Origin of the sequence: Sporosarcina luteola (assembly GCF_007991495.1) — a bacterium.
GTDB classification, from domain to species: Bacteria; Bacillota; Bacilli; order Bacillales_A; family Planococcaceae; genus Sporosarcina; species Sporosarcina luteola.
The window spans coordinates 133,202-146,818 of the sequence record NZ_BJYL01000003.1 but is presented as its reverse complement, the minus strand read 5'-3'; the positions used below and the strand labels follow the sequence as shown (position 1 = coordinate 146,818).

Here is a 13,617-nt window from a genome sequence, read left to right as displayed (position 1 = left end):
CTTAACTGAAATGCAAAAATTTAAATTGCCAACGTTATTTCAGAAACGCTGGCAACCAAAGTGAAATTGCCGGTATATAGGAAATAATCAGTATGTCAATAATCAATATGACAATAAACGGTAGAACCGCTCTTGAAAGTTTCGCAAAAGAAATTCCGGAAATTTGGGCTGCTACAAACAAATTCAACCCTACTGGAGGTGTTACTAACCCGATTGCAAGATTTACAACAATAATGACACCAAAGTGTATTGGGTCAATACCAAAAGCGATTGCAGCAGGCAAAAATAAAGGCGTAAAGATAAGAATTGCCGCAGCACCATCGAAAAACATTCCTGCAATCAACAAAACCAAATTAATAACTAACAGAAATATGATTGCATTTGTCGTAATACCTGAGATTTGAGACATGATCATATCAGGAATCCCTGTAATACTAACGTAAAAGCTAAATAATCCAGCCGTTCCAATAATAATCATTACAATTGAAGTCGTGACTGCTGAATCTATGAGCACTTTACCCAATTGCTTTATATTAATCTCTTTATAAATAAAAACTCCAACTACAAAGCCATAAACCACTGCAACTACCGCTGCTTCTGTGGGGGTAAAAATACCTCCATAAATTCCACCTAAAATCACAACAGGCATCAATAGAGCAAGAATTGACTTTCTAAAAGAAACAAAAATCTCTTTTGGAGTGCTTTTCTCAACACCTACATAACCATTTTTCTTACTGACAACATAGGCCATAATAAGTAAAGAAACAACGATTACCAATCCTGGGAAAACCCCGGCGATAAATAAATCACTTACCGATACGCCTGCAACTACACCATATAAAATCAAGGAAATACTCGGCGGAATAATGACACCTAGTGCCCCCGACACCGCTTGGTTCGCACTTGCATATTCCTTGCTATAACCTTTTGCAATCATAGCTGGAATAAGAATTGCCCCTATAGCGGCTGTTGTCGCTGCACCCGAGCCTGAAATAGCAGCAAAGAACATAGAGGTTATAATTGCGACCATTGCCAATCCACCGGTAAAGTGACCCACCAATGAACTTGCAAAGTTGACTAACCTTTTTGACAAACCTCCGACTTGCATCAAATTACCGGCCAGAATAAAGAATGGTATAGCCATTAAGGGAAATGAATTGATTGATATAAAGACCCGTTGAGCTACGGTCATTAATGGCATGGTGTCATGCATCCATATTCCCAATGCCGTTGCCAGCCCGAGAGATACTGCAATTGGTACACTCATAAACATTAGAATGACAAGAGAAATAAAAAATATTACTAGCATAGGAACACCCTATTTCTTCATGAATTTTTCGATGATCAAATAAAATGTGTTTAGTATAAATAGAATACCTCCAGCAGGTAAAGCTAAATATACCCAGAACATTGACAGACCCGTTCCTGGTGCTATTTGCACTTTGACGGACTGTGTAATTTCCCAACCATAAATTGTTAAGATTATATAAAAGACCAGTGAAAACAGGCTGACAAATACCAAGAGGATTTTCTTTCCTTTTTCACTTAGCAATTCCGGTAGTAGCTCTACAGCAATGAGCTCCCCTTTTTTCAAGGCGTAAGCAGCACCAAGCAGAACTACCCAAACCATTAAAAAGCGAGAAATTTCTTCAGACCAGGATAACGATGAACCTAGAACCTTTCTAGCCAACACTTGCCAGAAAATAAATATACTCATTAAGGAAATCATTATTGCGAGAATCCACCCAATAACTCTATTGAGGGAATCGACACCGGCCATATATTTCGTAAGTACCAATTTCATATTGTTCACCTCATTATGTATAGGTAGATGACAATGGATTCATCTACCTTTCTATACACGCCCTCATTGCAAATTAGAAATTTCTTACCTTCTCAATGAATTCAACACCAAATTCAGGAGCCCATTTCTCATATACAGATTCTGCTCTTTCTTTAAAAGAATCAACGTCGATTTCGTCTGTTTCAAGAATTTCCATACCTTTTTCTTTCAAGATCTCTGTAGCTTCTTCATCCAGTTTTTCAAAACCTTTACGTGCATGGTCTACAGAATTCGCTGCTGCTTGTAGAACAATTTCCTGGTGTTCCTTGGATAGAGAATCGAATTTAGGCTTACTTATCATTAATAAGTAAGGTTGATAAAGTTCAGGTAGCTTTGATACGTATTTCTGAACTTCATAAAACTTCATCGTATTAATTGAATCTAGCGGATTCGACTGACTATCGATAACACCTTGTTGTAGGCCAGTAAAGACTTCAGTCCATGCCATTGGTGTTGGGTTTGCCCCATAGGCTTTCCACGTATCAATTTGTACCTGATTCTCTTGTACTCTCTGCTTCATTCCTGCGACATCCGAAACATGCTTAACCGGTTTGATGGAGTTTGATAAATAGCGATAACCTGCAGTCCAATAGCTTAAAATCTTCACATTTGCGCTCTCTTCAAACTTCGCAGCTAACTCTTCACCAATTTCACTATCAAATACTTTATATGCATGTTCATGGTCCCTAAAAAGATAAGGCAGATCGAACATATTAAATTCTTGTGTCCATGTTCCAAGTGCTCCACTTGAGGAAGTTGCCATGGCTAGTGAATTGATTCCCATCATCTCTATTACTTCACGCTCTCCACCAAATGTGTTGTTGTAATAAACCTTTAATTCAATCTCTCCATCCGACAATTTCTCCAACTCTTCTTTAAATTTTTGAACCCCTACATCCGCAAAACTGCCTTCTGCCAAGCTAAGGCTAATATCCAATGTCACTTTATCAGTGGCAGCGCTTACATTGCCGTCACTTGATGCTTCTTTATTACAACCCGCTAATACTAAAACCAATGCGACAATTAAAACATATCCCTTAAAAAACTTCATTTTCTTCAAAACATGACCCCCTATGTAATTAGTCAGAATTGCAACCTTTAACGAAAACCTAATTCATCGTCCAGCAACAAATATTATTGAAAACCGCCACCATTCCATCCAATCAAGGTTAAGGTAAGCGCTTAACCTAATGTTTTTTCTATCTTAATCTATATATTTATAGAAGTCAATCAATATTTAAAATAATTTTTTAATGTTTATTTAAGTTAAAAATGCCGCCCTAGTGTAATTAAATGGGTTAGGGCGACATCAAATCGTTAATCTAGCTTCTTCTTCAATCATCGATTTCATTGGTCAATATTCCTGTTGATTTCCTTATAATCAGTTCGGGTACTAGAATAACTTTCCTTTTACTTTTTTCCCCTGTAATTTCCCCAACAGTTAAATCCATGATCTCTTTCCCCATATCCCCTATAGGTTGTGATACTGTCGTAAGCGGAGGATCGAAGACTTCGGCAATGATTGTGTTATCAAAACCAATGACTGAGAGATCCCTCGGCACATTAAGCCCTCTTTGCCTCGCCGCCTGTATAACGCCAATAGCCAACAAATCATTACTTGCAACAAATGCAGTAGGTGGCATCGGGGAGTCGAAAATTTCCATAGCAATTTTTTGTCCAGTTTCAACATTGGACTCAGGAGCAAAGCAAAAATCAAATTTATAATCTAGCTCATAGTCCCTTAATGCCTGATAATAACCTCTCAATCTCTCGCGATTACTATAAACGTCCCTAGCAATCATAGCAATCCTCGTATGACCAAGTTTTATCAGATGAGTAGTGGCTATATAGCCGCCTTGAAAATCATCAATAGCAACAGTATTAATTGAGATTGAGGGGAAGTTCTTTGCTACAATCGCTATAGGCAATCGCTCTTTTAGTAAGTTATTTATAACTTCCTCATTTTCGAATCCGGATGCCAAAATGAGAGCATCTACACTTTTGCTTTTTAGTAGTTGTATATACTTTTTCTCCTTTTCTTTTTTATAATCCGTACTACAAATCATAATGCTGTAGCCCAGATCATGACCACGATCCTCTATTTTTCGAGCTAATTCGGAAAAAAACGGATTTGCAAGATCAGGAAGAATTAGTCCAATACTTTTAGTGTTTTTTCCTGTGAGTGCAGTTGCCATCACACTAGGCTGATACCTAAGTTCTTCCATAATTCTAAGAACATTTTTTTTCGTTTTCTCACTAATACCCCCTTTATTGTTAATGATTTTAGAAACTGTTGCGATAGAAACTCCAGCCTCTTTGGCAACATCATAAATTGTTGGCTTCATAGAATTACTCCTTTACGAATAGTAAGCGCTTAACTCATTCCATTCTTACATGATTATGATTAATTGTCCAAGCAATTTAGGATAATAAAAAGACCGGAATATATCCAGTCTTTAGCTAACAATAAAGTTTTGGTCTATTTTCCAAGGAGAGTAAGTGCTTCTCGAATAAAATCTTCCATATCGGCTGATGTTCGGCTTGTGACAAGTTGATTTTGGCATACGACTACTGCTTGATCTAAAAATCTCGCTCCTGCATACTCCATATCTACTTGAATCGATTTATAACCTGTTGCGTCTCTCCCCGCTAGCGCTTTTGCAGTTATTAATAATTGCTGACCATGACAAATAGCAAATACCGGCTTTTTCGAATCCATGAATTCTTTTGTGAACTTCACAAAATGGTCATCGGCGCGAAGTATATCAGGTGAATAGCCTCCTGGCAGTAGCAAAGCGTCAAACTCTGCATGGGAAACATCGTCTATACCTATGTCGATTTCCACACTCCCCCTCTTTTTTCCAGTTACAATTACACCCGCTTCTTTCTCAATAGTCACCACATTATGTCCCTTGGCTTCAAACTCTTTCGCTGGTTCAAAGTACTCCGAGTCTTCAAATAGATTTGATAGCAGCGTTGCAATTTTCGCCATAATGATCCCCCTTTATTTTCTTATAATTACAATACATATAATTGTGAAAATGCACAACTTTCCTTAAGGAATTTCTTAAATTTACTACCCTTAACCCCATATCCAAAAATGGATTGCCCCTAAACAAGACAATCCATTCCACTATCACTTCTCTAATTCCACCATTTTATTCACATCTTTCGCTCCACGGCTTCTACTGTGAATTTAATCAGATTTTGACCAGATTAACGCTGGAGTTGTCAAAGATGGTTTTCATAATTTTCACGTTGGATTTCCTCCAGATTTCCTTTTTCTCGTTTGGTCTTCGACGATTTTGGCTTGTCCGGAGACAAATACGTAGGATTTGCGGGCGTAGTCCACGTTTACCTCTTTCCCATGCAGGATTTTCCGGTGTTTATCTGTCTCTTTCTTAGTCAAAAAACATAAGTCGAAGTCAAAATTTACTTCCTGAGTCTTTAGCGGACGAGAGACGAGCCCCTCATCCGACTCGGTCTTAAGCATCGTCGGGAATTGCGATTGAAGCCTCGGTTGCAATTCAAATTACTAAAATAGTAGCTTGAATTAAAGATTTTCTAAAATAGCTATGATTTCTATTGCATTTCTATAATTCATCATTTTACAAGACATACCTACGACAGATATAAAAGTCGTTCTTAATGGTTTTACTACCAAAGAAGAATAATGATAGATGAGTTTGAAAGTGCAACATTGGATACATTTCACTAACCCTCAGAAGGGTGTTTAAATATTGTATTTTTCTACCATTAACTTTATAATTATAGTTCAGACTTATAGTTCGTCTTGATAGGAAATCCTATTTCTCCTTTTCGTAGTATGGCAGACAATTTCTTTGCATCATTTAATGACAAATTTGGAGGGAATTATGAGTAATCGAGACGCTTTTTATATAGAAGATTCAAATCGTTTTTGTGAAGAGGCCGGCATGGATCCGCATGTCGTGGCCAAGCCAAAGCAGTTTTTATCACAACAGGAGCTTGCCGAAAAAAGGAGCTCTTATAGTGAAATTTTATCCATTGTTAGTTATTTTTCCAATAAATTATTGGACTCATTAAGAGGTACGCCAATTCTTGTTGTTGTGTCAGATTCCAATGGGTATCTTTTAGATATCGATGGTGATGAAAACATTAAGGGGATGATCCAGCAATTTGGTATTCAACTCGGCAGCTTGTTCGTCCGTGAAGATACGGGTACGAATGTTGTCAGTCTTGCTTTGGAACAAAAACATCCGATCAGCATTATCGGCATCCAGCATTATCATACATTCCTTCATGAGATCGCTTGCTACGGAACTGCCTTTCATTATACGGACGACAACAATCTGTTAGGTAGTGTATCCATTATGATGCCCATCCACTTTCAGAACCCCCTTTTCCTGACGATGCTCTCACAAACGGTTGATTCGATTGAGCGTGAGCTTTTATTGCGGAAACAGAATCGAAAGCTCAACGTTCTAAACCAAATCATGTTGAGCAGGACTAACAATGCAATTGTCCTAACCGATGAAAATGGAATCACGACTGAATTCAACGATTTCGCCCAACAACTTTCGAAAACAAGTCGAGATGCAGTCATCGGGCGAAATATTCGTGAATCCCCAATAACGGGGACTTATTTCAGAGAAGTGCTGGAACTGGGGAAAATTTTCAAAGATGTAGAAATCCAATTCATCAATCAGGACGGGAAACTGATCGTCTGCCTGTTCGATGCACAGCCGATCTATGAAGATGGTAAGATGATTGGGGCCTTCGGACAATTCCGAGACATTTCTGACCGCCACTTCCTGCAGGAAAAGTACAATTATCTTGCTTATCACGATGATCTGACAGGCCTTCCAAACCGCAGATTCATTAACGAGGAAATAGACAAGATCATAGAGGAAATTAATGCCGGCCATAAACGGGCGCTAGCTCTCCTTTTCATCGATTTGGACAGATTCAAAGTGATTAACGATAATTTCAGCCATGTTTCGGGGGATATTTTGCTTAAAAAGGTAAGCAAACGGCTTGCGGGTTGTCTCGGAGAAAATGATATACTCGCTCGAACAGGGGGAGATGAATTCATTTTCATGCTGAAGGATTTTGAGGGTTCCGACTATGTTACAAAGAAGGCTGAAGAAATTTTACACGCTTTTGACGCCCCTTTCCATATTGAGCGTCACGAATTGCATACGACAGCGAGTGTAGGCATCGCCATCTATCCGGACTATCCCATTACAGCGGAAAAACTCATGATTTTTGCAGATAACGCAATGTACGAAGCCAAAAATCTGGGGAAAAATCGTTACAGTCTCTACACCTCAGATTTACTGGAAGGGGCAAAGGATGAATACAGGCTTGAGACAGATTTGCGAAAAGCCGTGGAGCAAGAAGAATTCGTCCTTCATTATCAACCGCAAATCAATCCCCATACCGGCAAAATATTTGGTGTGGAAGCGTTAATCCGTTGGCAACATCCGACGCTCGGTCTTCTATCTCCTGACAAATTCATCAAGTTGGCTGAAGATAACGGGTTGATCAACCAAATTGGCAAATGGGTTATTAAAGAAGCTTGTTCTCAAAATAAAAGATGGCAGGATGCCAATTACCAACCACTTAAAGTATCCGTCAACTTGTCCACACAACAATTCCTGACGAATGATCTCGTCACGTACATGGAAAATACCCTTCGAGAGACTGGACTTGATCCGCAGTATCTCGTAGTCGAAATCACTGAGTATATGGCCATGGAATATGAATATTCCTTAAAAGTATTGAAACAGTTGAAGAAAATCGGCATCGGAATTAGTATAGATGACTTTGGGACTGGCTATAGCTCGCTCGCGTATTTAAATAACTTTCCGATTGATTTCATTAAGATCGATAAATCATTCGTTTTTGAAATCGTCAATGACCAACCAAGCGCATTTATCGTAAAAGCAATTATCACGCTCGCCCATAACCTGCAGATGCAAGTGATTGCTGAAGGGGTTGAAACGGAAGAGCAGCTCGATTTTCTAATTAATCAACAGTGTGACTTAGTACAAGGGTTTCATTTCAGCAAGCCTCTTTCGGCTACTGAAATCGAGAAAACCTATTTGCTCTGCAAAAATAATGAGAAGAGAGAGAATACGAAATGAGAACAGTAGCTTCTGTGTTAGCATCGAATTTTAAACAGTGGGGAATTCAGCATATTTTCGGCATTCCTGGAAAAGCGATATCCCCCATTCTTTTTGAGCTCTTAACCGAAGAAATTCAATTTGTATTAAGCAAGCACGAAGCGGCGGCAGGATTTGAGGCGGCCGGTTACGCTTTACTGAACGAAAAAGTCGGAGTCGCCATTGGGACGTCAGGACCTGGCGGAACGAATCTTATAACGGCTGCCGGTCAAGCAGCCGCCTCACATTTGCCGTTATTGATCATTACGGGACATCCTTCCATGAAGGATACAGGCAAAGCGTTGGGACAAGACTCCAGTTCATTCGGCACCGATTTAGTGAACATGTTCAGCCATGTTACAAAGTTCAGTGCCCGAGTCGAACGGGGAGACATGTTGAAGCCTTACTTGCAACACGCCCTCGAGCAAGCACTGGCGGGAGTAAAAGGTCCAGTCCATCTATCCATTCCATTTGATGTATTATTAGAAGAGATTGAGCCGTTCACATTGGATCTTCCGACGCCGTACGAAATGATTTCGCCGAATTTGTCGGATGTGATGGATAGATTGAATGAAGCAACCCGACCCCTTCTTTTCATCGGAAAAGGCGTGCATTCCAGCAAAGCATACGAAGAAGTGCAGCATCTTGCGGAGCTATGGAATATTCCGGTCGTCACTACGCCAGGTGGCAAAGGGGCATTTCCGTCAAACCATTCACTATCGTTAGGCGCATTCGGATTAGGCGGAGCGCCGGAAGCGATGGACTATTTTCAGGAGGACGTAGATCTGTTACTAGTCATTGGATCCAGCCTAAGTGATATGTCCACAGCTGGTTTAACTGAAGCTATGTATCCAAAACATGTCATCCATTTTGACTACAATCCGACGTTCATCGGAAAGTCGGTCATCGTTCCAACAACACCTGTACTTGGTGACATCAAATCGAACTTGAAGACAATGCTTAAAGAAATGCCTGCAACAAACAGCGAGGCGTTCCGAACAACTCCAGAGCCAATGCCTCTACAAGAGAATGTTCCAGGCGAACGAATGTCAGCAATTCAAGTATTGCATGCGATGCGCAACACGTTACCGGAAGACGCCATCATATTCGGCGACGACGGAAGTCACTCCTTCTATGGGATTAAGCACTTTGATATTTACAAGCCCGGCACTTACTTTTTCGATGATATTTTCGGGGCCATGGGCAACGGTATCGGCTATGCGGTCGGTGCACAACTAGCTGCTCCCGAGAAGACGATTGTCTGTTTAGTCGGAGATGGCTGTATGTTCATGCATGGCACTGAAGTGTCGACCGCATACAACTATGACGCGCCCGTGCTCTTTATTGTCGTCAATAACGGACGATTGGATATGGTGGAAAAAGGGATGCGCAAAATGATCGGCACATCCATCGGAGGCATTTATGAAACGCCGCTAGATGCGAAACTTTTCGCGGAATCGATGGGCGCCCAAGCGTTCACTTGCCTAACCCCTTTCGAATTGGGCCACCGTATCGAGGAAGCCCTTCAAATCATGAAAGAAAGAAACAAACCAATCGTTATCGAAGCTTTAGTTAATGAAAACGAAATTCCACCAACGATGGGGAGACAATGAAAATGGAAAACAACAAACGCTATGAAGCCGGCATCAACGTTATGGAAGAACTTTTCTCACAAGAAGTACGAACCGGCATGGAAGAAATCAAAAAAATATCGCCCGACTTCTGGAACATACTCGTCTCGTTCGGCTTTGGGGACCTTTATGCAAGAGAAACATTGTCCCTGGCACAACGGGAAATCGTTACACTTACTTCACTTATTACACAAGGGGCATTCGGGCAGCTTAAAGTCCATTTGCAGGCAGCACTGGACAACGGACTATCGAAAAATGAAATCATCGAAATCATCATCCACTGTGCGGGATACGTCGGATTCCCAAAAGCCGTTCAAGCCATGTCAATTGCTGGCGAAGTTTTTAAAGAAAATGAGTGAAGATACGCAAATAAGGACTGTCATGGAATTTTCATGACAGTCCTGTGTGTTTCCTCTTTTAGCCCCGGTCTTAGATTCATACTACAAGTCCGATTTGAACTATTTTGTAATGCTCGTATAGGGATTTCTGTTACATTTCGATGCATGCGGGTTTGATTGTGTTGCGATCATGTTTCATTGTTTTGCGAGTTAGTTTCATTATGATGCGAACCGATTTCATTGTGGTGCAGAGGTTTCGTTGTGTTGCGAAATGGTTTGATTGTCTTGCCGGTCAACTTTGTTGTGATGCGGAGCAGTTTCATTGTTAGCAGTATTTTCGGTACAAGAAAATTAATAATACAGGGTAGCTTGTTCCAGTAGTAATAGCATATATTCTATTCTTTATGAAGAAATTTTCAGGTAGTTCTAAAGTCAATTAGAAGTGTTTAACATGAATATTTATAAATGGAAGGTCAATCATAGATTGCTATGATCGACCATCCATTTTATTGCCAATATTCTTATTCACTTAAAAACCAAGGTTTTCCCTCATTAACTTCCCGATACCGGAAATCGCCGTATCTTCGCTACTTAACAAAGCTTGTGCGATTCTTTCTTGCTCTTTTGTTGATTTATCCTGGTTAAGCTTAAAGGCTCCTTCTATTTTCGTGACGTTTATTTCAAATCCTACAAGTTCTTTCGCTAATTTACTTTTGTGTTCCATTGGGATTTGGTTATACGCATTTTCAAAACTTGATTCGTAGTTTACAATCGTTTTTCTTAATAATTCTAATGTTGCACGATCATCCGTCACGATATGCGGAGTTCCATATACGTGAACAGAAGCGTAGTTCCACGTAGGTACACTTCTATTGCTATCATAAAACTTCGGTGATATGTAGCTATGAGGTCCTTGAAATATGATAAGAACCTCTTCAGTTTCGTTAAAGCTTCTCCATTGTTCATTGGCTCTCGCCATATGGCTTGTAATCTCTACGGTGTCACCTTTTTGTTCAATAAGAAATGGCAAGTGCGTCGCGATAGGCTTTTGATCAGCCCAACTGATAATTGTAGCAAAATCAAATTCCTTCATAAATGCAACTAATCTATTTAAATCCATCTCCTTATAGTCTTCCGGAATATAAATAGGAATCACTTCTTTCTTTTAACATTAGCTTTCTATTAATCGAGAATAAAAGATATTTCGCAGCTCCTTAACCGTCTCATCCAGCGCAATTTTACTCTGGTCAACTTCACCTGAATAGTTAAAAAAGCTGTGAACCATTCCCGGATAGCATTTCTTTCTTACCCTAACACCAAACGAAGCCAACCGATCGGCATACTGTTCCCCTTCATCTCGAAGCGGATCAAATTCTGCTGTTACGACTAATGCAGGAGGGAGTCCCTCTAAGTTTTCAGCTAGAAGTGGTGAAGCTAATTTGTTTGTCATTTGAATGTTGTCTGAGAAATAATGATCCCCAAACCATTTCATTTCACTTACTGTCAAATTGTATTTCTCCCCGCAGTCAATCATTGATTGCGTTTCCATCCCAAATTGAACACATGGGTAGATCAGTAATTGGAACTGCAATGCTGGGGTTTTATTCGTCCTAGCTAGTAACGATACGACCGCAGCTAAATTACCACCTGCGCTTTCTCCGCCTACGGCAATTCTTAATGGGTCACCTTTGAAAGTATAGGCATTCTTCTCGACCCACTGAGTTGCAAAATAGGCATCATCTACAGCTGCAGGGAACCTATGCTCAGGTGCTAATCGGTAATCGACAGATACAACGATACATTCAGCACCATTGGCAAAATACTTACAAATATTATCCGTAGCATTTAAATCTCCTAAAACAAAACCCCCGCCATGAAAGAAGACCAGTACAGGAAATGGGCCATCGCCTTCAGGTGTATAGATTCTAATAGGTATCTTTCCATAAGGACTGTCTATTGACAGATTTTTCACCGATGAAACGGTTTTAACGATTTCTTTAAAGTTGTTTCTTGATTCTGAAAAAACCCTTCTGGCTTCGGCAACAGTCACTGTTTCCGTGGAATCGGTTCCCGAATCAGTTTGTCTACTCAAAACTTTTTTTACTTGTGGATCCAGCATTTTACTCTCTCCTTTAATTACTGTCAGCCGTATTAAATTGAAAGGCCTTATGCATATGCATCAAGGCCTTCATTTGACAATACTTCAACCATTCTCGATGTCAGAACCCGCTTTCCAATTGAATCAGAAACTTATTTAGCGATCTTTTTCTTTTGCAAATGATCTGCCAATATAAGCCCGCATTCCAATTGTATTGCAACAAGCTTTTGTATGGGTACGGCTTGATAATTGATCTCCTGTTCCAACTTATCACTTAGCTCTTTCAGATGTGCTAAGGCATTTTGATAAGCTGCTTCCAACACCGCCTCTTTTTCTGCATCTTCTTCAGGATTTTCTTTCAGCTTTTCTAATTCCGATTCGCTCAATCTTACTAACATTCCATAAGATAGCATTTTATAAAACTTAGAGACGAGCAAGTTGTCGAACTCCTCAGCGACAGTCGCTTTTTTTGCATATACTGGATCAGTTAATACCATTTCTCTTGTTGCCGCGTTCCCCTCTTTGTTATCAGTGAATGCTTCCAGTGCTAATCTAAAAGGGTTATCCTTAGATGTATATTGGTTCGTTTCTTTCAACACTTGTAGGATAAACTTGTCCGACTCCTCAGCAAACTCCAAGTTACTTAGAACTGCCTCTTTTCTGCTTATAGCAGATTCTGACAAATCTTTTATTCTTTCATCATAAAAATAAGGTAACTCCGTCAACAAAGTGAAACTATCATACTTCTCCATGGCGTAATCCGCGCTGCATGTTCCTACATTAATGTGTTCTTCCGGCTTTTCCACGCCGTATTTTTCTAGGTAATCATAGTTTTGACGAATACCTAAACTTTGATAGATCGCTGGTGAATATGCTTCACAAAAAGGTGCTTCTGGTTCACCTAGACTAAGAGGTACACCGTGTTTAATAGCAGTTTTGCGCAAGTCATCGTAGACATCACTCGTTTCATGTGTAATATACCAATACGCGCCGCCAAACCCTGCATTATGCAATGAATAAATAAATTCAGGTTCAATCTGGTCGATTAATTTCATCATCGCGGTTGTTTCCGGTATAGAATCATTGAATTTCAGTTTTTTGTAATCAATTGGAAATGTCCAATCTACTTGTTGATGTCCCGCAGGTCTGAAGAAGTTTCTTGCATAATTGTATAAAGTAAATGGACCTTTAAACCAGCCTTCATTTAACTTTGTTCCATCCGCATCCCATGCTTTAATGATATACCATGTATAATCGAGCTCATTTCTCAATTTTTCATTCGTAGCCAACTCTTGAGTAAAATACTCTAATAGCATAGCGCCAATTGGCTCATTGGGATGAGGCAGTCCAAACATAAGAGCATTTTTGGATCCTTCCCCGATTTTCAAGCAATACAATGGATGGTTCTCTCTAGTTCGCCCGACTTCAAATATATCTACGACGTCAGGGTACTCTTCAGCTAATTTACGACTGTTTGCATCCATTTCATCCACTGTTAAAAACTCTGTGTAATTAGGTATATTTTGTACAACCTCTTCAAAAATTTTATTCATTTTTTTCC

12 protein-coding genes are annotated in these 13,617 nt (G+C 39.8%); 3 read left to right on the top strand and 9 right to left on the bottom strand.

Annotated elements, in window-relative coordinates:
• Nucleotides 1–34 precede the first annotated feature (34 nt).
• The 6 genes from SLU01_RS01055 to SLU01_RS01030 all read right to left on the bottom strand — a co-directional run bounded on the left by SLU01_RS01055 (nt 35) and on the right by SLU01_RS01030 (nt 5,336).
• Nucleotides 35–1,309, bottom strand: a complete 1,275-nt coding sequence (locus SLU01_RS01055; RefSeq protein WP_147054410.1) for a TRAP transporter large permease — start codon at nt 1,307–1,309, stop codon at nt 35–37.
• 9 nt (nt 1,310–1,318) lie between these two features.
• A complete protein-coding gene (locus tag SLU01_RS01050; protein ID WP_147054408.1) occupies nt 1,319–1,804 on the bottom strand; it encodes a TRAP transporter small permease in 486 nt (161 codons plus the stop codon).
• Between the two features lie 73 nt (nt 1,805–1,877).
• Nucleotides 1,878–2,894: a TRAP transporter substrate-binding protein DctP gene (dctP, locus tag SLU01_RS01045; protein ID WP_147054469.1), complete on the bottom strand. Its 1,017-nt coding sequence runs from the start codon at nt 2,892–2,894 to the stop codon at nt 1,878–1,880.
• 283 nt (nt 2,895–3,177) lie between these two features.
• Nucleotides 3,178–4,188, bottom strand: coding sequence for a LacI family DNA-binding transcriptional regulator (locus SLU01_RS01040; RefSeq protein ID WP_147054406.1), 1,011 nt, complete (start codon nt 4,186–4,188; stop codon nt 3,178–3,180).
• 134 nt (nt 4,189–4,322) lie between these two features.
• Nucleotides 4,323–4,838 carry a type 1 glutamine amidotransferase domain-containing protein gene (locus SLU01_RS01035; RefSeq protein ID WP_147054404.1) on the bottom strand — a complete coding sequence of 172 codons (516 nt, stop codon included), beginning with the start codon at nt 4,836–4,838 and terminating at the stop codon, nt 4,323–4,325.
• A 258-nt stretch (nt 4,839–5,096) separates the two neighbouring features.
• Nucleotides 5,097–5,336, bottom strand: a complete 240-nt coding sequence (locus SLU01_RS01030) for a pyridoxamine 5'-phosphate oxidase family protein (RefSeq protein ID WP_246110832.1) — start codon at nt 5,334–5,336, stop codon at nt 5,097–5,099.
• Between the two features lie 382 nt (nt 5,337–5,718).
• Between SLU01_RS01030 and SLU01_RS01025 the strand changes: the two genes are divergently transcribed.
• The 3 genes from SLU01_RS01025 to SLU01_RS01015 are packed head-to-tail and all read left to right on the top strand — an operon-like array spanning nt 5,719 to nt 9,979.
• Entirely contained in the window at nt 5,719–7,971 is a 2,253-nt protein-coding gene (locus SLU01_RS01025) for an EAL domain-containing protein (protein WP_147054402.1), read from the top strand.
• Nucleotides 7,968–9,602, top strand: coding sequence for a thiamine pyrophosphate-binding protein (locus SLU01_RS01020; protein ID WP_147054400.1), 1,635 nt, complete (start codon nt 7,968–7,970; stop codon nt 9,600–9,602). Before SLU01_RS01025 ends, SLU01_RS01020 begins: the two co-directional genes overlap by 4 nt.
• A gap of 2 nt (nt 9,603–9,604) precedes the next feature.
• Nucleotides 9,605–9,979, top strand: coding sequence for a carboxymuconolactone decarboxylase family protein (locus SLU01_RS01015; RefSeq protein WP_147054397.1), 375 nt, complete (start codon nt 9,605–9,607; stop codon nt 9,977–9,979).
• A 508-nt stretch (nt 9,980–10,487) separates the two neighbouring features.
• Here the strand turns inward: SLU01_RS01015 and SLU01_RS01010 are convergent.
• The 3 genes from SLU01_RS01010 to SLU01_RS01000 all read right to left on the bottom strand — a co-directional run bounded on the left by SLU01_RS01010 (nt 10,488) and on the right by SLU01_RS01000 (nt 13,609).
• Nucleotides 10,488–11,114, bottom strand: a complete 627-nt coding sequence (locus SLU01_RS01010; RefSeq protein WP_281288350.1) for an FMN-binding negative transcriptional regulator — start codon at nt 11,112–11,114, stop codon at nt 10,488–10,490.
• Between the two features lie 15 nt (nt 11,115–11,129).
• Nucleotides 11,130–12,077, bottom strand: a complete 948-nt coding sequence (gene lipP1, locus SLU01_RS01005) for a LipP1 family hormone-sensitive lipase (protein ID WP_147054393.1) — start codon at nt 12,075–12,077, stop codon at nt 11,130–11,132.
• A 131-nt stretch (nt 12,078–12,208) separates the two neighbouring features.
• Nucleotides 12,209–13,609 (bottom strand): M14 family zinc carboxypeptidase, encoded by a 1,401-nt coding sequence (locus SLU01_RS01000; RefSeq protein WP_147054391.1) that lies wholly within the window; start codon nt 13,607–13,609, stop codon nt 12,209–12,211.
• Between the last annotated feature and the right edge of the window lie 8 nt (nt 13,610–13,617).